Source organism: Microbacterium sp. W4I4 (assembly GCF_030816235.1).
Classification (GTDB): domain Bacteria; phylum Actinomycetota; class Actinomycetes; order Actinomycetales; family Microbacteriaceae; genus Microbacterium.
On sequence record NZ_JAUSXT010000001.1, the window covers coordinates 1,867,929 to 1,887,755 of the forward strand.

The 19,827-nt window shown below is 68.9% G+C and carries 17 protein-coding genes, 1 tRNA gene and 1 pseudogene; 5 read left to right on the forward strand and 14 right to left on the reverse strand.

The annotated features are described in order from the left end of the window. Nucleotides 1-89: 89 nt before the first annotated feature. Nucleotides 90-1,505, forward strand: coding sequence for a rhamnulokinase family protein (locus QF046_RS08855; protein ID WP_307368659.1), 1,416 nt, complete (start codon nt 90-92; stop codon nt 1,503-1,505). 45 nt (nt 1,506-1,550) lie between these two features. Here QF046_RS08855 and QF046_RS08860 read toward each other — a convergent pair whose 3' ends face one another. From QF046_RS08860 to serS, 5 genes are all read right to left on the reverse strand, one after another. Next, nucleotides 1,551-2,798: an LCP family protein gene (locus QF046_RS08860; protein ID WP_307368663.1), complete on the reverse strand. Its 1,248-nt coding sequence runs from the start codon at nt 2,796-2,798 to the stop codon at nt 1,551-1,553. A gap of 20 nt (nt 2,799-2,818) precedes the next feature. After that, a tRNA-Ser gene (locus QF046_RS08865) sits at nt 2,819-2,903 on the reverse strand. A 96-nt stretch (nt 2,904-2,999) separates the two neighbouring features. Beyond that, on the reverse strand, nt 3,000-4,700 hold the full coding sequence (locus QF046_RS08870) for an MFS transporter (protein ID WP_307368666.1): 1,701 nt from the start codon (nt 4,698-4,700) through the stop codon (nt 3,000-3,002). 162 nt (nt 4,701-4,862) lie between these two features. Continuing rightward, nucleotides 4,863-5,657, reverse strand: coding sequence for an HAD family hydrolase (locus QF046_RS08875; protein ID WP_307368669.1), 795 nt, complete (start codon nt 5,655-5,657; stop codon nt 4,863-4,865). Then, entirely contained in the window at nt 5,654-6,991 is a 1,338-nt protein-coding gene (gene serS, locus QF046_RS08880; RefSeq protein ID WP_307368673.1) for a serine--tRNA ligase, read from the reverse strand. The genes QF046_RS08875 and serS overlap by 4 nt, the downstream gene beginning before the upstream one ends. Before the next feature lie 167 nt (nt 6,992-7,158). Between serS and QF046_RS08885 the strand changes: the two genes are divergently transcribed. Continuing rightward, nucleotides 7,159-8,157, forward strand: coding sequence for a diacylglycerol kinase family protein (locus QF046_RS08885; protein WP_307368676.1), 999 nt, complete (start codon nt 7,159-7,161; stop codon nt 8,155-8,157). An 84-nt stretch (nt 8,158-8,241) separates the two neighbouring features. On the opposite strand, the gene QF046_RS08890 is transcribed toward QF046_RS08885, so the two are convergent. The 3 genes from QF046_RS08890 to QF046_RS08900 all read right to left on the reverse strand — a co-directional run bounded on the left by QF046_RS08890 (nt 8,242) and on the right by QF046_RS08900 (nt 10,786). Beyond that, on the reverse strand, nt 8,242-8,991 hold the full coding sequence (locus tag QF046_RS08890) for a hypothetical protein (protein WP_307368679.1): 750 nt from the start codon (nt 8,989-8,991) through the stop codon (nt 8,242-8,244). A gap of 49 nt (nt 8,992-9,040) precedes the next feature. Further along, entirely contained in the window at nt 9,041-10,504 is a 1,464-nt protein-coding gene (cls, locus tag QF046_RS08895; RefSeq protein ID WP_307372789.1) for a cardiolipin synthase, read from the reverse strand. A 105-nt stretch (nt 10,505-10,609) separates the two neighbouring features. After that, complete coding sequence (locus tag QF046_RS08900) at nt 10,610-10,786, reverse strand: hypothetical protein (protein WP_307368681.1); 177 nt, start codon at nt 10,784-10,786, stop codon at nt 10,610-10,612. A 136-nt stretch (nt 10,787-10,922) separates the two neighbouring features. On the opposite strand from QF046_RS08900, the gene QF046_RS08905 reads away from it, so the two are divergent. Then, nucleotides 10,923-12,041, forward strand: a complete 1,119-nt coding sequence (locus tag QF046_RS08905; RefSeq protein WP_307368685.1) for a DUF4192 domain-containing protein — start codon at nt 10,923-10,925, stop codon at nt 12,039-12,041. A gap of 9 nt (nt 12,042-12,050) precedes the next feature. Here the strand turns inward: QF046_RS08905 and lysS are convergent, their stop codons facing one another. Beyond that, complete coding sequence (gene lysS / locus QF046_RS08910; protein ID WP_307368688.1) at nt 12,051-13,583, reverse strand: lysine--tRNA ligase; 1,533 nt, start codon at nt 13,581-13,583, stop codon at nt 12,051-12,053. Between the two features lie 83 nt (nt 13,584-13,666). Here lysS and QF046_RS18305 point away from each other — a divergent pair. Further along, nucleotides 13,667-14,320: pseudogene (locus tag QF046_RS18305) on the forward strand (DUF2207 domain-containing protein); the annotation flags it as partial. Here the strand turns inward: QF046_RS18305 and QF046_RS08920 are convergent. Continuing rightward, nucleotides 14,257-14,508, reverse strand: a complete 252-nt coding sequence (locus QF046_RS08920; protein WP_307368694.1) for a hypothetical protein — start codon at nt 14,506-14,508, stop codon at nt 14,257-14,259. The pseudogene QF046_RS18305 and the gene QF046_RS08920 overlap by 64 nt on opposite strands. 86 nt (nt 14,509-14,594) lie before the next feature. On the opposite strand from QF046_RS08920, the gene QF046_RS08925 reads away from it, so the two are divergent. After that, nucleotides 14,595-15,488, forward strand: a complete 894-nt coding sequence (locus tag QF046_RS08925; RefSeq protein WP_373425681.1) for a hypothetical protein — start codon at nt 14,595-14,597, stop codon at nt 15,486-15,488. Between the two features lie 128 nt (nt 15,489-15,616). On the opposite strand, the gene QF046_RS08930 is transcribed toward QF046_RS08925, so the two are convergent. From QF046_RS08930 to QF046_RS08945, 4 genes are read right to left on the reverse strand one after another with little or no spacing between them, the layout of a single operon-like run. Then, complete coding sequence (locus tag QF046_RS08930) at nt 15,617-16,318, reverse strand: DUF2520 domain-containing protein (RefSeq protein ID WP_307368700.1); 702 nt, start codon at nt 16,316-16,318, stop codon at nt 15,617-15,619. Between the two features lie 49 nt (nt 16,319-16,367). Continuing rightward, nucleotides 16,368-17,198, reverse strand: a complete 831-nt coding sequence (locus QF046_RS08935; protein WP_307368703.1) for a serine hydrolase — start codon at nt 17,196-17,198, stop codon at nt 16,368-16,370. After that, on the reverse strand, nt 17,195-18,169 hold the full coding sequence (locus QF046_RS08940) for an LD-carboxypeptidase (RefSeq protein WP_307368707.1): 975 nt from the start codon (nt 18,167-18,169) through the stop codon (nt 17,195-17,197). The genes QF046_RS08935 and QF046_RS08940 overlap by 4 nt, the downstream gene beginning before the upstream one ends. Then, entirely contained in the window at nt 18,166-19,827 is a 1,662-nt protein-coding gene (locus QF046_RS08945) for an ABC transporter ATP-binding protein (RefSeq protein WP_307368711.1), read from the reverse strand. Before QF046_RS08945 ends, QF046_RS08940 begins: the two co-directional genes overlap by 4 nt.

Genomic DNA, 19,827 nt, shown 5'->3' on the forward strand with positions numbered 1-19,827 from the left:
CACGGGACTTCGCCGAGTGCACAGGGCGTTCATGTGAATGAGCCGTGCACTCGGCAGCATCCGGTGCACCCGGCGAGCGGATGCCGGGCATGACCGTGAACGCAGACACCGCCGTGCACGCCTTCGCCGCCGTCGACCTGGGCGCCACCAGCGGCCGGGTCATGATCGGCCGGGTCGGCGAGGGGCGCGTCGAGCTCGAACTCGTCACGCGCTTCCCCAACGGGCCCGTCGAGCATGCGGACGGACTGCACTGGGACTTCGACGCCCTGTACGAGAACGTCGTGGCCGGGCTCGCCGAGGCCGTGCGCCGCGAACCCGGGATCGAGAGCATCGGCATCGATTCCTGGGCGGTCGACTACGGTCTGCTGCGCGACGGGATTCTGATCGCACAGCCCTTCCACTACCGCGACGACCGCAGCACGCGCGGCGTGGACGAGGTGCACGCGATCGTCCCGTTCGCGGAACTGTACCGCCGAAACGGCTTGCAGTTCCTGCCGTTCAACACGCTGTACCAGTACCGGGTCGACGCCCCTCTGGCAGAGGCGGATGCCGCACTGCTCGTCCCCGACCTGATCGCGTTCCTGCTCACCGGTGAACAGGTCGCGGAGCGCACGAACGCGTCGACGACCGGACTGCTCGACGTGCACACCTCCCAGTGGGACGTCGAGCTGGCGGGGCGGCTCGGCCTCCCCACGACGGTGCTGCCGCGACTCGTGGACCCCGGCACGGTGATCGGCACGCTGCGGCCCGAGCTGGTCGCACGCATCGGCGCGGAGCTGCCCGTGGTCGCGGTGGGGTCGCACGACACGGCATCCGCGGTCGTCGCCGCGCCGCTGTCGTCACCCCACGCCGCGTACATCTCCTGTGGCACGTGGGGTCTGGTCGGGCTGGAGCTGCCCGAGCCGGTGGTGACGGATGCCGCGCGCGCCGCGAACTTCACCAACGAGCTCGGCGTCGACGGCCGCATCCGCTTCCTGCACAACGTCACGGGGCTCTGGCTGCTCAGCGAAACCGTGCGCGCCTGGGAGGCCGAGGACGGCGCCGAGATCGATCTGCCCGGCCTGCTCGCCTCGGCATCCGATGTCGCCGGTGACGTGCCGCTGTTCGACGCGAACGATCCGTCGCTGAGCGCTCCGGGCGACATGCCGGCTCGAATCGCCGCGCTGATCGGCGATGCCGCCCCGACCACGCGTCCCGCGTTCGCGCGCAGCATCGTCGAATCGATCGCCGCGGCGTTCGCGGATGCCGTGCGCACGGCATCCGCGCTGTCAGGTCGCGATGTCGACAGCATCCATCTCGTCGGCGGCGGCTCGCTGAACCGACTGCTCTGCCAGGCGACCGCCGACCGCACTGGGCTGCCGGTGCTCGCGGGCCCCGTCGAGGCGACCGCTCTGGGCAACGTCCTGGTGCAGGCGCGGACCGCCGGCGCGGCTCCCGTCGCGCTGGAACGACTGCGCGAGATCGTCGCCGCGACGCACGTCCCCGTGCGATACGAGCCGCGCTGACGCGCGTCACCGCAGGAGAGCGGAGTCTCGACGAGACCGGGAGGGTCAGCCCCGGGTCTTGCCGTTCGAGCAGGTCTCGACCGCGGCCGAGTTGCCCCTGATCGACGACGGCAGCTCGACGACGTCTCCCGGAGTCTGGGTCGGCGTGGGAGTCTGCGTCGCGCCGGGCACCGGCTCCTTGACGACCACGCCGTCGTTGTTGGTGTTCTCGTGCGTGATCTGCAGCTGCTTGTTGGCCGTGATGGCATCCCAGAGCGTGGTCGCCGCGGACGTGTTCGGGACGACCTTGTTGGGGTTGTCCGGGTCCTCCAGGGTGGGGTACTGCACGAAGACGATGTCCTCGAACGGCACGCTCTTCACCGCCAGCGCGATCTGCGCGATCGTCATGGGGTTCGCGAGCGAGGTCGACGCCTCGAGGTTGTTCAGACCGGTGTCGGCGAGCTTCAGCACCGTGCCGACATTGCCGAGCACCTCACCGCTGATCAGTTTGCGCACCAGACTCGACATGTACTGCTGCTGGTTGCCGATGCGGCCCAGGTCGCTTCCGTCGCCCACGCCGTGACGGGTGCGCAGGAACTGCAGCGCCTCCAGGCCCTTGATGGTGTGGGTGCCGGCCTTCAGGTCCAGACCCGTGAAGCGGTCCTTGATCGGGGTGGCCAGGCATACGTCGACGCCACCGATGGCATCCGTGATCTCGATGACACCGCCGAAGGTGACCTTCGCAGCGAACTCGATGTCCTCGCCCGTGAGGTCGGAGATCGTCTTGACGACGCAGTTCAGGCCGCCGCCGTCGCCGCCGTGCTCATACGAGACGTTGAGTGGCTGCTTGCTCATGGAGGAGTACGTGCGGTCGTTGGCATCCGTGCAGGACGGGATGCCCAGCATCAGGTCGCGCGGGAAGCTGACCACCGTGACGCGGCGCGGCGCGTCCGACACGTGCACCAGCAGGTTCACGTCGTTCAGGGTGCCTTCGGAGTCCTTGCCCGTGCAGCGCTTTCCGAACAGGTGCGCGTACTTCGGCTCGCAGGTGTCGACGCCGGTGAGAAGGATGTCGAAGCCGCCCTTGAGCGCGGCGACGTCCGGCGGGATCTCCTTCTGACCCTCGAGCTCCACGGCGTTGGCGCTGACGGTGTTGAGGAACCCGCCCACGACGAACCCGGCCACGCCCAATCCGCTGACGAGGATGACGGCCATGGCGATCCCGATCAGCTTCAGCAGCTGCCCGGTGGCGCCGGGCGAGCGCAGCTGGCCGTGACGCGCGACGGGTCTGCGTCGCCTGCTCGACTCGCTCACTCAGTGCCTTTCACGTAATGCGGAGGGTGTGGGATTCGAACCCACGGGACATTGCTGCCCACTGGTTTTCAAGACCAGGTCCATCGGCCGCTCGGACAACCCTCCCTGGTCCGGCTCGCACCGGACGGTCAGGCGTCGAGTCTATCGGCTCCGGGGGGAACCGATTCGACGTCACCGATTCTCCCGTGCCCACCTGGGGATCTACTGGGCGGGATCGGCCGCGGGCTCGGCAGGCGGGAGTGCCGGAGAGGTGCGCGACATGCGCACCCCGGCCCGTCCGAGCATGGAAGGCGACGGTGTCGATGCCTCCAGCGCCGCCGCGAACTCGTCACCGGAGATGCGCAGGAGTCGGCAGTCCGACTTCGTGATGACCGTGGCCGAGCGCACGGTCCGATCCAGCAGCCCGAGCTCGCCGACGTACCCGGGCGCGTCGACGTCGGGAAGCTCCACCGCCAGTCCATCGGCACGGACGGCACTGACAGCCAGGATGCCGTCCTCGAGCACCCACAGGGCATCCGAAGGGTCGCCCTGGGTGATGAGCAGCGTACCCGCGGGGACAAGCCGCTCCTCCGCACTCTCGGCGAGATGCTCGATGAGGCTGCGCGGTGCGCCGGCGAACAGGTCGAGCTGGTCGAGCGTGCGTGTGAGGGGCTCGAGTCGCGCGGCCCGCTGCGCGACATCGGCATCGAGGCGGAGCAGCACGGGGAGCCCGAGCAGCCCGAGGATCGGGAATCCCAATCCGATGATGCCGAAGGCCCAGCCGAGACCGAACTGCGCGAACAGGACGCTCGCCAGCACCGATGCCAGTACCGCGCTGGCGAGGATCAGCACGTCGAGCGTCCCCAGCACGCGTCCGAGCACGTCACGCGGCAGGTCGCGCTGCAGGGTGCTGAAGGCGATCACGTCGACGATGACCATGCCCACGCCCGAGATCACCTGCAGGCCCAGCGCTCCCACCACCGATCCGGCGAAGACGCTCAGCCAGAGCGGCACGCACTGGATGAAGATCGCCGCAGTGATCAGCGCGGCCAGCCGCTTCGACGTGGCGAGCCGCTGCGCGATGCCTGCCACGATGACACTGCCCAGGGCGTTCGCCGCCAGCAGCATGGCGTACCCGATCTCGTCGCTGCCCAGGTGCTGCGCCAATGGCGGCATGAGCACGTTCGCCGAATTCGCCGCCGCCGAGTCGAGGATCAGGAAGATGGTGAGCACGAGCGCCTTGTGGTGCCCGGCGAGCGTCCGCACCCCCGAGACCCACTGGCTGAATGCTCCACCGCCGGCCTCGGCGCTGCCCTTGGAGCGCACTCGCAGACGCTGGTACAGCAGTCCTGCGGCGACGAAGCTCACGGTGTTGATCAGCACGCCGTACGCGGGTGCGCCGATCAGCAGCATCAGTCCGCCGATCCCCGGGCCGATCACGACGATGACGCCCTCCAACAGGGCGAAGAGCGCGTTCGCGGCGATGAGGTCCGACTCGGGCACGACCTCGGGGATCAGCGCCCCGGATGCCGGGCGCATCGGGGTGCACACCGCCGTGAGCATCGCCACCCCCACCAGCAGCAGCCACAACGGTGCCTCGACCCAGACGATCGCGGCGATCCCGACGGTGACCACTGCCGCGATCCAGGCGCTGACCGCGAGCACCACGCGCCGGTCGTAGCGGTCGGCCAGCACGCCGGCGTATCCCCCGCACAGCACGCCGACCACCCAGCGCACCGTGACCAGCGCGGTGATCCAGCCGGCCGAGTGGGTGCGTTCGAAGACGTACGCGATGAGAATGACGCTGTACGCCCAGGACGCGCCGCCGTCGATGATGAACGCGACGACGAGCAGCCGCAGGTCGCGATGCCGGAGCGCGGCGGTGAAGCGCGGTTTGACCTGCTCGACGTCCCCAGCGACCATGTTCGCTCCCAAGGCGTCCCGGTGTCCGTGAGGAGAGCCGGGTGATGACATCCGTGCGGGTACAGCGGACTACGCAGACTGTAGATCCGCGACGTGCCTCCGCACATCCGTGTATCTACGGATGTCCGCGTCGGATGCGCGCCGCGATCGATGCGCTCGCGTTCAGAGCAGGGTGCGCAGCGCCACGGCGAGCCCGCCGTCGTCGACGACTCCGGTCTCCTCGCCCGCGGCGATCTTGACCTCGTCGGGAGCCTGCCCCATCGCCACGGCCCGTCCGCCTCCGGCGAGCGCCCAGCCGAACATCCCGATGTCGTTGCGCCCGTCACCGGCGACGAACACCCGATCGCCCGGGATGCCGAGTTCGACGCGCACCCGCTCGAGCGCGGTGCCCTTGTCAACGCCCAGCGGTGCGATGTCGAGCCACGCCGTCCAGCCGATCGCGTAGGAGACCTCGTTCAGCCCGGCCTCGGCGACCAGGCGGTGGAAGTCCTCCTCGTCGTGGTTCGGCGAGACCACGACCACGCGCGACACCGGCTGCGACCCGAGCTCGTCGAAGCCGACCTGCCGACCGTCGTCGAGCGTCCAGTCGTCGAGCACCGCCGTGTACAGCCGCTGGCCGGAGCCGAGCTCCACCATGTACCGTGCCTCGGGGAGTCGATCACGCAGCAGGGACAGCACGGGCGACGGGTCGAAGACCTCGACCATCCACCGCTCCCAGCCGTCTCCATCGCGGCGCATCACGACCGCGCCGTTCGAGCACACGACGAAGTCGGCGACCAGATCGAGTTCCTCGACGTAACGGCGGGTTCCCATCCAGCTTCGGCCCGTCGCGAGCATCACCTCGAAACCGGCATCCCGCACCTCTGCCACGGCCTCGACGACGCCAGGGCTCAGCGTCTCGTCCTGCAGCAGGATCGTGCCGTCGATGTCCAGGCCGACGAGGCCGCGGCGGGTCACTCCGCTGCCTGTGCTTCGCCGGTCTCCTCCGACGGGGCGGTCCAGCCCAGCGGCCGCAGCACGTCCAGACCGCCGAGATACGGCCGCAGCACCTCGGGAACCGTGACGGATCCGTCGGCCTGCTGGTGCGTCTCGAGGATGGCCACGATCCAGCGGGTGGTGGCGAGGGTGCCATTCAGCGTCGCGACCGGCGTCGTCTTGCTCGGGGCGCCCTCCTGGGTCCCTGAGCCGGCCGAAGGGCGGTAGCGCATGTCCAGCCGGCGCGCCTGGTAGGTGGTGCAGTTCGAGGTCGAGGTCAGCTCGCGGAACGCGCCCTGAGTGGGCACCCACGCCTCGATGTCGAACTTGCGGGCGGCGCTGGAGCCGAGGTCGCCTGCGGCGACGTCGATCACGCGGTACGACAGCCCCAGCGCGGTCAGCATCTCCTCCTGCAGGGCGACGAGACGATCGTGTTCCGCCTCGGCGTCCTCGGGGGTCGTGTAGACGAACATCTCGAGCTTGTTGAACTGGTGCACGCGGATGATGCCGCGGGTGTCCTTGCCGTACGAGCCCGCCTCGCTGCGGTAGCAGGTCGACCATCCCGCGTAGCGCAGCGGCCCCTCGGCCAGGTCGAGGATCTCGTCCTTGTGGTAGCCGGCGAGAGGAACCTCGCTGGTGCCGACCAGGTACAGGTCCTCCTTGTCGAGGTGGTAGACCTCGTCGGCGTGCTCGCCGAGGAACCCGGTGCCCTGCATGATCTCGGGCCGCACGAGGGTCGGCACGATCATCGGCGTGAAGCCGTTCTGCAGCGCCTTGTCGAGTGCGAGGTTCATCAGCGCGATCTCCAGACGCGCACCGATGCCCTTCAGGAAGTAGAACCGCGCTCCCGACACCTTCGCGCCGCGCTCCATGTCGATGGCGCCCAGCATCTCGCCGAGCTCCAGGTGATCGCGCGGAGTGAAGTCATAGGTCGGCACGTCGCCGACGCGGCGCAGCTCGACGAAGTCCGCCTCGCCGCCGGCCGGCACGCCGTCGATGATGACGTTCTCGATCTTCGCGAGAGCGGATGCCGCAGCATCCGCCGCCTCGTTCGACGCCTGCTGCGCTGCCTTGACGCTGTCGGCCAGAGTCTTGGCCTGCGCGACGAGCGCGGCCTTCTCGTCCTTGGGCGCCTTCGCGACAGTCTTGCCGAAGGCGTTCTGCTCGGCCCGCAGCGATTCGAAGGCGTTCAGCGCGTCGCGGCGCGATCGATCGGACTCGATCGCCGCGTCGACGGTTTCGGGCGCGTTCCCGCGCGCGATCTGTGAGCGTCGGACGAGCTCGGGCTCATCACGGAGAAGGGCGAGATCGATCATTGTGCAAGTCTACCGAGCGGCACCCGCGCTACGATCGCCGACCCGGCGGCCCTCGCAGGGCGCGAATGGCCGCATCCGCGCGCCTGAGACGGCCATCCGTGACCCGCGAACCGGCGCCCGTGACGGCGGCGCCGCTCGGCAGCGCCGTTCGGCCGTAGAGTTGCGGCATGTCGGCATCCGGGACGCAGCACGCGCACGCGGCGCTCGTGCTCAACCCGGTCAAGGTCGACGCGGAGCGGCTGCGTTCGATCCTGCGGACCCTGTCGAAGAAGCACGGGTGGGCTCCGCCGCGGTTCTACGAGACCAGCATCGAGGACCCCGGCCAGGAGATCACGCGCACCGCCCTCGCCGACGGAGCCTCCGCCGTGCTCGCGGCCGGCGGCGATGGAACCGTGCGCTCGGTGTCCGAGGCGATGGCCGGCACCGGCATCCCGTTCGCCATCGTCCCCGGCGGCACGGGCAACCTCTTCGCCCGCAACCTCGGGCTTCCGCTGCTGAATCCGGGGAAGGTCATGGAGGCCGTGTTCCTCGGCTTCACGCACCCCGTGGACATCGGCTGGGCGATGCTGACCCGCGAGGACGGATCACAGAGCGAGCACGGCTTCGTGGTGCTCGCCGGGATGGGCCTGGACGCGGACATGATCGCCAACACCCGCCCCGATCTGAAGAAGTCCGTGGGCTGGATGGCGTATCTGGACGGCGCCGCGCGCTCGCTGCCCGGCGCGAAGCCGTTCCGGGTCGTCTACCAGCTCGACGACGGCCGGCTGCACTCCACCAAGGTGCACAGCATGCTGTTCGCCAACTGCGGCATCCTGCCGGCGGGAATCGCCCTGATGCCCGATGCGTCGCTGGATGACGGGATGATGGACATCGCGGTCATCCAGCCGACCGGGCCGCTCGGCTGGATGGGCATCTGGCGCAAGATCTGGTGGGACAACTCGGTGCTGCGGCGCACGCGAGCCGGGCGGCGGGTGCTCGAACGACGCGGCCGGAACGCATCGATCCGCTATCTGCGCGGAGGAAGCGCCGAGGCGGCGATGGTCGCGCCGACCTCGATCGAGCTCGACGGCGATGAACTCGGCACGGCGGTGCGGATGCTGTGCCGCATCCAGCAGGGCGGGCTGACCCTCGCGCTGCCCGCCGGCCACGACGTCTCGCGCTTCTGACAGCCCGTCTGTTTGTGCCTTATGCACGTTCTGAGCCCGAACTACCTGCGTAAGACACAAACAGACGGGCTCTGAGGGTCCGCGTCAGCCGAGGACCGGCACCTCGGCGTCGAGGTTGTCGCCGACGAGGGTCAGCGTGAAGGGCGCGTCGTCATCGTGGTCCTCGAGCAGCGTGATCACCGTGGCGCGCGGGGCGAAGTCCATCGTGCACACGCGATCCGCGGTCTCGAATCCATTGAAAGTCACCTTGGCACCGGAATCCGTCATCGCGAGCTCCTGCACGACCGGCGGGCACGAGCTGGAGCCGTAGGTGAGCAGCACGATGCCGTCGTCGTCGAACCATCCGGCCGACGGCTGCTGCTCGCCGGGGCCCTGCGGTGCGGCATCCAGACCGTCGAGGTCGGCGTCGGCCTCGACGTCGCCGTATGTCACGCGCAGGTCGATATCCTTCGTGACGTCGACGCCCTCCGGAAGCATCGCCGCAACCGCGCGCGGACCGAGGTCGTCGGTGCAGGCCATCTCATCGGGATCGGCCAGCGTGACGGCGACCGTCTGACCGTCCGCCTTCACGTCCGCGACATGCGGACGGCAACTCGAGGATCCCCACGTGACGATTCCGATGACCCGTCCGTCATCGAGCCAGGCCGCTTCGATGTCACTCGCGGTGCGGTCGAACGTCGACGACCCCGCATCCGATCCTGGGGTGCTCGATGGCGAACCCGCCGTGCTGGTCGGCGCGGGGGAGGCCGGACCCGTCCCGCATCCGGCGGCCAGCAGCGCGACCGCGGCGAGCGCGAAGACGGACGGGATCGGGCGCAGTCGAGAGAGGCTCATACTCCCTAGTGTCGCGGGAGAACCGAACGTCTCAAAGCCCTTGTCCGGATCACTGCAGGGCAGAGGTGAGCCGCGCGAGGTTGTCGAGGATGTTGGAGCGCAGCGGCTGCTTCTCCCACTCCGCCAGCGTGAGCTCACGGCTGAGCGAGCGGTACTCGTCCTCGACGATGCGCATCTCGGTGACGAACTCCTCACCGCGCACGAGCATCGACACCTCCATGTTCAGACCGAAGGAGCGCATGTCCATGTTGCTCGAGCCGATGACGGCGACCTCGTCGTCGATCGTGAGGCTCTTGGTGTGCAGGATGTAAGGCTTGGGATAGAACCAGATGCGCACGCCGGCGCGCAGCAGCACCTCGTAATAGCTGCGCTGCGCGTGATAGACCATGGCCTGGTCACCCTGCTCCGAGACGAACAGCTCCACCTCGACGCCCCGATCCACCGCCGCCGTCACGGCCAGCAGCAGCGCCTCGTCCGGCACGAAGTACGGACTGACGATCATGATCCGCTTCTTGGCCGCATACAGCAGTCCCAAGAACAGACGCAGGTTGTTCTCGGCTTCGAATCCCGGGCCCGAGGGCACGATCTGGCAGTCCAGGTCGCCGTCGCCGAACTCGACGCGCGTGATGTCGACGCTCTCCGGGACCCGGTCGGTCTCGGCGTAATAATCAGAGAGGAAAATCGCGTTCAGGCTCGCGACGACGGGGCCGTTCACCCGCACCATCAGGTCGACCCAGTGCAGACCCTGACGGATGTTCTTGGGCAGGTTGTACGAGGAGTCTGTGATGTTCTGCGAGCCGAGGAACCCCACACGGCCGTCGACGACGAGCAGTTTGCGGTGGTTGCGCAGGTCGGGTCGTTGGATGCGGCCCTTGAATGGCTGCACGGGCAGCATGAGATGCCAGTCGGCCCCCATCGCATCGAGGCGCCGCACGGTCTCGCGGTACTTCGGCTTCCAGCGATTCGCCCAGTAGTCCAGCAGCACGCGCACCGGGATGCCGCGCGCAGCGGTCTCCTCCATCGCCCGGAAGAAGTTCTCGGTGGACGTGTCGGACTGCAGGATGTAGAACTCGATGTGCGCGTAGTCCTGGGCGCCGCGGATGGCCTCGGCCATGGCATCCAGGGATTCCTGGTAGTCGCTGATGAGGTGAGCGTCGTTGTCGCCGGACTGCGGCGGGGCGCCCAGCGCGTCGTTCATCTTCACCAGCGGAGGGAACCAGCGCGGCGGGTTCGGCCGCAGCGAGCCCAGGTACAGGCCCTGCGCCGTCTTCGCGATGTACGCGTTGATCTGGTCCTGTTTGCGGCGGCGAGCGCGGGGCAGCTTGGGATTTCCGATCAGCAGGAAGATCAGGATTCCGACGATCGGGATGATGAAGATCGCGAGCAGCCAGGCCATCGCCGAGGTGGGGCGGCGGTTTCGCGGCACCACGATGACGGCGAAGATCCTCAGGCTGATGTCGATGACGACATAGACCAGCACCAGCCACCAGGGCCAGTTGTCGACGTTGAACATCACACCCCCGCCCGTTCGACTGGGTTCAGCGTAGCCGCAGGCGCCGACTTCGAGTGCAACCGCGCGATCTCACGCGAGCCGCGGGCGTCAGAGCGACTGTGCTGGTCAGAGCGACTTGGGGGGAAGACCGCGCGCGGCGCGCTCCTCGGCCTCGATGCGGGCATGCACCTTGCGTTCGGTGCGATCGAAGCGCAGGATGCCGCGCAGCACGATCACGAAGATCCCGCTCACCACGATGGTCGGCAGAATCGACCATGCCGCCGCGACCCAGAAGTTGTCCACGGGTCCATCGTACGCCGTGCAGCCTGTCAATCGTCCGGCGACGATGTCCCTGCACGGATGGGGGTTTCGGACGACCTCTTCACAATTCCTGGGATCCGCCCCCTCGAGGGTCGGTGCGCGCGGGCAGGCTCCCTGCATGAACACGATCATCCGCACCACAGAACCCGCCGAGCTTCTCGGCATCGTCCCGGCCCTGGCCGGCTTCACTCCTCGGCAGAGCATCGTCATGCTGCCGTTTCACGGCACGCGCGCCTCCGGTGCAATGCGCATCGACCTGCCCGATCCGCAGACCGATGCCGACGACTTCGCCGAGGTCGCCCTGCGCGCTCTGCTGCAGGTCAGCGGCGTCGACGGGGTCGCCGCCGTCGTCTACACCGACGAGGCGCCGCAGTCCGTCCCCGACGGCATCCTGCTGCCCCGACTCACCCTGATCGAGGCGCTGCTGGACGTCGCCGCCGATGCCGGGCTGCGCATCGTCGACGCGCTGTGCGTGACCGCCCAAGGCTGGGGCGACTATCTCGACGAGGACCCGGTCGTGCGAAGTCTGGAGGAGATCCCGGATACCCCGGACATCGCGGGGATCGGCGACGTCAGCGGCGATCAGGAGTCCGGCGCCGAACTGCCGGCCGGCGACCTCGTCGACCGCGAGCGGGTCGGACGCGCCCTGCACGAGATCGATGACCTGCTCGAGCGGCATCGCCTGGGCAGCGGCCGGATAACCGCCACGGACAGCCCGTTCGCCCTGTCCGTGGCTTGCATGCTGCTCGATGACCTGCCGGCCTTCGCGGAGGAGCTGCTCGACGCGCCGAGCGGCGACGACCCCTATGACTGCGCGGCCCTGCTGTGGTGTCTGAACCGGCCGGTGCTGCGCGACGCGATCCTGGTGCAGTGGGCGACCGATCTGGCGTTCGGCGAACGCGCTCTGGACGCGCAGCTCGAGTTCTCCGCATCGGGCGGGGGAATCCCGGATGCCGTCGGCGAGATCTTCCTGGGGCGGGGCCCGCGCCCCGACGCCGACCGGCTCGGCTGCGCGCTGCAGGTGGTGCGCGCCGCGGCATCCCGAGCACCCCGGCACGCGCAGGTCGGCGCGCTCACCGCCGCAGGATGGCTCGCGTGGGCTCTGGGACGCTCGTCGCACGCCGGGAAGTACATCGACCGGGCGCTCGAGATCGATCCGAAGCACAGCATGGCATCGCTGATCTCGACGATGCTGTCCGCCGCGCTCCTTCCGGAGTGGGCGCTGCAGCGCGGGTGAGCGGTGCGCCTACTTGACCAGCGGGAACAGGATGGTCTCGCGGATGCCGAGGCCGGTGATGGCCATCAGCAGACGGTCGATGCCCATACCCATGCCCCCGGACGGCGGCATGCCGTGCTCGAGGGCCCGCAGGAACTCCTCGTCCACGCGCATGGCCTCCAGGTCACCACCGGCGGCGAGCTTCGCCTGTTCGACGAAGCGCTCGCGCTGGATGACCGGGTCGACCAGCTCGGAGTAGCCGGTGGCCAGCTCGAAGCCGCGGATGTACAGATCCCATTTCTCCACGACGCCGGCGATCGAGCGGTGCTCGCGCACGAGCGGCGACGTGTCGACGGGGAAGTCCATCACGAAGGTGGGGCGCACGAGGTCGCCCTTCACGAAGTGCTCCCAAAGCTCCTCGACGAGCTTGCCGTGGGTGGCGTGCGGGGGGACATCCACGCCGTTGGTCTCGGCGAACGCGATGAGATCCTCCACCGCGTCGTCCGGGGTGACCGTGCGTCCGGACGCCGCCGACAGCGACTCGTACATCGAGACGCGGTCCCACTCGCCACCGAGGTCGTACTCGGTTCCGTCGGCCCAGGTGACCGTGGTGGAGCCGGCGACGGCGATCGCGGCGTTCTGCACGAGCTCCTGGGTGAGCCGGGCCATCTGGTCGTAGTCGCCGTACGCCTGGTAGGCCTCGAGCATCGCGAACTCGGGCGAGTGCGTGGAATCGGCGCCCTCGTTGCGGAAGTTGCGGTTGATCTCGTAGACGCGCTCGATGCCGCCCACGACCGCGCGCTTCAGGTACAGCTCCGGCGCGATGCGCAGGTACAGCTCCGTGTCGAACGCGTTCGAGTGGGTGATGAAGGGACGTGCGGATGCTCCGCCGTGCTGCACCTGCAGCATCGGCGTCTCGACCTCGAGGTACTCGTGGCCGGTGAACGTGGCGCGCAGGCTGGCGTTCACGGCGGCGCGGGCGCGCACGGTGGTGCGGGCCTGATCGCGCACGATCAGGTCGAGGAAGCGGCTCCGCACGCGCGTCTCCTCGTTCAGCTCCGAGTACGCGTTCGGCAGCGGCAGGATCGCCTTCGAGGCGATCTGCCAAGAATCGGCCATGACAGACAGCTCACCGCGGCGGCTGGAGATGACCTCGCCGTGCACGAAGACGTGGTCGCCCAGGTCGACGAGCTCCTTCCAGCCCGCCAGCGACTCCTCGCCGACGTTGGCCAGCGAGACCATCGCCTGGATGCGCGACCCGTCGCCGGCCTGCAGCGTGGCGAAACAGAGCTTGCCGGTGTTGCGGCTGAACACGACCCGGCCGGCGATGCCGACCATCTCGCCGGTCTCGGCTCCGGCCTCGAGCTCGCCGTACTGCGCGCGCAGCGCGGGTATCGTGTGCGTGACGGGCACGCCCACCGGGAAGGCGCCGCCACCGGCATCCGTCCGGTTCGCGATCAGCTTCTCCCGCTTCGCGAGACGCACGGCCTTCTGCTCGAAGACGTCCTCCTCCTCCTGGCCGGCAGGGTCGGACGAGGGGATCGGCGCAGACGCGTCAGTCATGTGTGGGAGCTCCTTGAAGAAAGTCGCATTCAGTCTACCGGCGCACGCATGAGCGCCGAGCGGCCCGGGTTAGCCTCGATGGCATGCGACCTTCCCCCACCGCACCGCACGCTCGACGACGCATCCTGTCGGTTCTCGCGCTGGCCGCAGCCTCGGCCGCCGCCGTGCTGCTGCCCGCATCCGCGGCGAGCGCCGACGTGAACGACTTCTCGTACTCGTCGTGGGACTCGCAGTACGAGATCTCGCTCGACGCCGACGGGCGTGCGCAGGCGCACGTGACCGAGACGGTGGTCGCCGAGTTCCCGGAGTTCGATCAGAACAAGGGCATCATCCGCGGCTACCCGGAACGCTACGAGGGTGCAGGTCTGGGCCTCGAGATCCTCTCGGTGAAGGATGCCGAGGGTCACGACGTGCCCTACGAGACCGAGCACGAGGACGGCATGCTGCTCGTGCTGACCGGCGATGACGACTACGTGCACGGTCCGACCACCTACGTCATCGAATCGGCCATGCGCGACTTCATGATCCACGGCTCCCAGACGAAGAACGACGAGTTCTACTGGAACCTCCTCCCGCTGAACAGCACGCAGAAGATCGACCGCTTCCGCGCCTCGATCGACTTCTCCCCCGACCTGTCCGATGCCCTCACCGGAGACGCCGCCTGCTACTACGGTCAGGCCGGGGAGCGGCTTGCGTGCACCATCGACGGGCCGCAGACGGATGCCGAGGGCGCGACGTTCACCGTGAAGTCCGGCACGCGCGTCGCCGGAGACGGCGTGACCCTCGCCATCGGCTTCGCTGCCGGCACGGTCGCCCAGCCGGCGGCGCGCTCAGCGGACCCGGTGGCGGACTTCGGACCCGCCCTCGCCGGGCTGGGGGCGGTCGGCCTCGCCGTCGGCTCCTGGGCGTCGGTCGCGGGGCTCAAGCGTCGCCGCCGCGTCGCGTCCGGCATCATCGTCGCGCAGTTCGATGTGCCCGCCGATCTGCCCCCCGCTGCTCGCAGCTCCGCTCATGCCCGGTGCGCCGAACCCCATCCCCGCGCAGATGGTGCACCTCGCGGTGCAGGGCGCCGTGCGGCTGGAGGAGGAGATCCTCGAGCAGGGAGGCAAGAAGCGGCCGGCCCTGCGACTCATGGACCGCTCCGCGGCACGCGATCCGCTGGATGCCGCACTGATCGACGCCGTGTTCCCTGGCGACCTGACCGTGCGCCGCATCCCCCGCTCCAGTACGAAGTTCGCCAAGCGCATGGACAAGCTGGTGCGCAAGGGCCGCGCGGAGGCCAAGCGGCGCGACTGGTTGACCGAGGAGCGCAGTCGCGGCGCCATGGCGTTCGGCTGGGCCGCCGTGGCGCTGGTCGCTCTGACGGTGGTGTTCGTGGTGTGGTCGGCGACGAAGGACCGCGATCTGCTGCCCCTGTCGATCGTCGCGGTGATCTTCGCGACCACGGCGGTGGCCATCACGGCGTTCGTGGCCTTCTCCAAGCACACGGTCCTCACCCCTGCCGGGGCGGAGCGCTACGAGTACCTGCTCGGCATGAAAGAGTTCATCCGCGTCGCCGAAGCCGACCGGCTGAAGATGCTGCAGTCGTACCAGGGTGCGGAGCGACGCAGCGACGGCACCGTGGACATCGTGCACCTGTACGAGAAGCTGCTCCCGTACGCGATGCTGCTCGGCCAGGAGAAGAGCTGGACCGCCGCGCTCGAGACCGCGTACTCGACGGCGGGCGGCAGCCCCGGATGGATCGACGTCGCCGCGGGCGCGTCGATCGGCACGCGCCTGTCCACGTACTCGACCTCGATGCAGACCGCCGCGACCTACAGCCCTTCCAGCTCTTCGGGCGGCGGATCCACGGGCGGCGGCTTCTCGGGTGGCGGCGGAGGCGGCGGGTTCTCCGGAGGCCGCTGAGCCGCCCGGCACTCGCCGACGTGGATCAGAAACGCATCCTCGCCGCGCAACGTGGATCAGAAACGTATCCCCGGATCGCTCTGCGGATACGTTTCTGATCCAGCCCCACGCGACGCGTCCCACCGCGTTCAGAGGGCGATCGGCGGATCCAGCGGTCCGGATGCTTCGCGCAGGGCCTGCTCGACGGTGGACTGCACCAGCGCGGAGAGGTATCCGCCGGGGTTGTCCACGCCGACGCCGCGCAGCAGCGAGGTGGCCTGGCCGACGATGGCACGGGAGAACTCGGATGCCGTGGCGATGGCCTCCCCGTAGGCTGCCCGGTCCTGCTCGGCGATGACGACCGGCTCGCAGCCCATCTCCACGGCCAGTGCCTGAGCGATCGGCAGCACGGCGGCGGGCGCCGTGACCCCGGCGTACGCCGCCTGCAGCTGACGCAGATCCATGGTCGTGCCGCTGAACGAGATCGCCGGGTGCACGGCCAGCGGGATCGCGCCCTGTTCGGCGGCCGGGCGCAGCACGTCGATGCCGTGTCCCGGGTCGGTGTGCAGCACGAGCTGCCCCATCTGCCATCCGCCGGCCTCGGCGATGCCGGCGACGAGCCCCGGCAGCTCGTCGTGCGGCACGGCGATCACCACCAGTTCACTGCGGCGCACGATCTCCAGCGCGTCGAGCACGACCGCCCCGGGCAGCACCGCCGCGGAACGGTCGTCGTCCGAGCCCGAGGTGATGCCGGTGATGGCGTGCCCCGCTCCGGCGAGCGCGGCACCGATGACCGGTCCGACCCGTCCGGCGCCGATGATGCCGACGCCCAGTCGGCCACTTCGAGTCATCCGTCGATGCTAGCGGACGGGTGACGCCACGAGCGCCGCCCGCAGGCGTTCAGACGCCGTCCAGATCACGACCGGTCACATGCCGTCGCAGGTGCTCGCCGATCGTGTGCATGGCTGCCAGCACGGGTGCACGCAGGTCGATGCCGAGACCGGGCCAGTTCGCCGCCACCGCATAGGCGACCGTCGCCTCCGGACCTGAAAGGTACCCCACGTCGATGCGCGAGAAGGAGGTGCTGCCCGTCTTGTGGCGCAGCACCATGCCTTGGTACTCCGCCTCGACGTGCGCGAGCGAGTCGAGCAGCAGCGAGTCGGCGACCAACGAGGTGTCGGCGTTCGCCGCCAGCCACGTGAGCACCAGGTCGCTGACCTCCGGTGAGATCACCTCGCGCGCGCCCAGCCGTCGCATGAGATCCGACAACTCGGCGCCCGTTCCATACGACGGCGTCCACGGCATCCCGGCAAGCCGCTCATTGCGGATGTAGTCCAGCAGCGAGGTGTCGGCGTACCCGAGTTCCGGCGCGACAGCGCGCACGGACTCCAGTCCGCACAGGTGGATCAGCGCGTTCGTCGCGAGGTTGTCGCTGAACGCGCCGACCAGGAGTGCAGCGTCGTACACCGAGATGGTCTGGTTGCGCATGCGGTACAGCAGACCGGAGTCCTCGACGCGATACTCGTCGGGAACCTCGACCCGTTGATCCGGCGACAGGCTGCCGTCGACGAGGCGCCGGGCGACCTCGATCAGAAGGAACACCTTGCCGACACTCGCCGTCTGGCACACGACGTCGGGATCGTGCTCGGCCAGAACGGATCCGTCCGCAGCATCCACGATCCGGATCGACCAGGTCGCGCGGAAGTCGAGAGCGGGAAGCGCGATGTTCATGATTGTGCTCCTCCGATCGTGAGGCGGATGCCGTCACCGGCCTCCGATTCGAGCACGCCGTCCACGTTCAGCGGGATGCTGAGGGCGTTCGGGTCGTGCCCGAAGCCCTGCTCCCACAGCACCGGCACGCCGAGATCGGCGAGGTACTCGCGCATGAGTTCACGCACTTGATCGAGTTCTCCGCACTTGTGCCAGGATCCGAGGACGATCGCGGATGCGGCGGGAATCCGCCCTGAGCGCATCAGCTGCAACATGAAGCCGTCCAGCCGGTAGATCTCCTCATCGATGTCTTCGAGGAAGAGGATGCCGCCTGGGTCATCCGCTGCTTCCGGCGCACCGAGTCCCCCGGCGAGCAGGCTCAGGTTGCCACCGGTGAAGCGGCCTGTCGCACGACCTGGCACGAGCACTTCGGTGCTCGGACCGACGATGCTCCGACCCGCCCACGGCTCGAAGAGCCAGCGGTGCACGTCGGTGCGGATCGTCTCGGAATCGCGGAAGACGTCGTTGCCCGGCATCGGGCAGAACAGGGTCGGCACATCGAGGTGCACCCGGAATGCCTCGTGCAGCGCGGTGACGTCGGACGATCCGGTCAGCAGCTTCGGACGCCCGTCGCGGCGCGTGGACTGCGCGCTCATGGCATCCCAGTCGATGCCGTCGAGCAGTCGCATCGCGCCGAAACCGCCGCGCAGGCATACGACAGCGGCCGTGTCGGGGTCGAGCCAGGCGCGCACGAGGTCCTCGCGGCGGTCGGCATCCGGCCCCGCGAGGTACTTCGCCCTCGGATGGGGGTCGAGCACATGCTCGGCCACTCTGACATCGAGGTCCCACTGCCGGTAGTAGCCGACAGCGCGCTCCAGGCTCTCCGCGTTCCCGAGCCCCGACGGCGACACCAGGTGCACCACGTCACCCGCCTGGAGCGGTGCCGTGGCGAGGTAGGCGTCGCGCTCGACGTGAACGGCGGCGACGCTCATACGGTGCGCCTCTCGATCGTGGGCGCCGCCGCGAGCAGGCGCTTCGTGTATTCGTGCTGCGGATCCAACAGCACCTGTTCGGTCGGGCCGTACTCGACGATCTCGCCCTCCAGCATGACCGCGACGGTGTCCGCGATGTTCCACGCGAGGCCGAGGTCATGAGTGATGACGAGAGCACTGAGCCCGAGCCGCTCGCGCAGCGACAGCAGCAGCGCGAGGATCTCGCCGCGCACCGAGGCATCCAGCGATGCGACCGGCTCATCGGCCACCAGCAATTGCGGTCCGACGGCCAGCGCTCCGGCGATGACCGCCCGCTGCCGCTGCCCACCGGACAGCTCCTGCGGAATCGCGCCCATGAAGCGTTCCGGCGGGGTCAGCTCGGCATCGGTCAGGCTCTGCGCCACGCGCTCCCGCTCGTCTCCGCTGTAGTGCTGCACACGCAGCCCCTCGGCGACGGACTCGTACACGCTCAGTTTCGGGTTCAGCGCCGCAGTGGGATCCTGCAGCACCATCTGCACTTCACCGTGGAACGCGCGCAGCGCCTTGCCGCTGCGGGGCAGATCCTTGCCGCGGAACTGCACGGTCGAAGAGTCATCCGGATGCTGCAGCCCGACGAGTGTTCGCGCCAGCGTGCTTTTGCCTGAGCCTGATTGGCCCACGAGGGCGAGGATCTCCCCCTTGTGCACCGCGAGATCGACGTTCTTGACGGCCCGCAGTGCGTGGCCGCGCCCGTGATAGGTGACGTTGAGCCCCTTCGCCTCGAGCAGAACATCATCAGCCGTCCACGACCGGGACTGCGCCGTCGGCGTCGCCCGTTCGGACGACTCGCGCCTGGTCACCGGGTTCATCCGCGACGCGGGGTCGCCGATCGTGGGGAACGCCTCCGCCAGCTGCCTGGTGTACGGATGCTCCGGTTCGAGGCACACGCGCAGGGCTTCACCGACCTCGACGAGCTGACCGTCGCGCATCACCGCGATCCGGTCGCACGCCGTGGCGAGCACCGAGAGATCGTGGCTGATCATCAGCATCGAGATGCCGCGCTCGGCGACGAGTGTGCTGATCATCTCCAGGATCTGCTTCTGCACGATGACATCGAGCGCCGTGGTGGGCTCGTCCGCGATGATGATCTCCGGCTCGCACGCCAGCGCCATCGCGATCATCACGCGCTGCTTCTGCCCACCCGACATCTCGTGCGGGTAGGCGTCGGCCTTCCGCGGGGCGAGATCGACCACGCGCAGCAGCTCCGCGACGCGCTCCCGGCGCGACTTCTCCGTGCGCCACCCATCGGCGACGTGCAGCTCCAGCGCCTCGGTGATCTGCTGCCCCACCGTGCGCACCGGGTTCAGCGAGTGCATCGCCCCCTGGAAGATGATCGACGCCTCGGACCAGCGCAGCGCCCTCAGCGCCCCGAAGCCGAGCTCCGTGATGTCGGTGTCACCGACGCGAACGTTTCCGGTGAGAGTGGCGTTGCCCGGCAGCAGCCGCAGGACGCTCATCGCCAGGGTGGATTTGCCGGAGCCGGATTCGCCGGCGACTCCGAGTGTGCCGCCGGCGGGCAGCTGCAGGGAGACTCCTCGCACCGCCGCGATCTCGCCACGGTCGTGGCGCGCAGAGGTGCGATAGGTGATCGAGACGTCGTCGAATGTGAGATCGGGCAT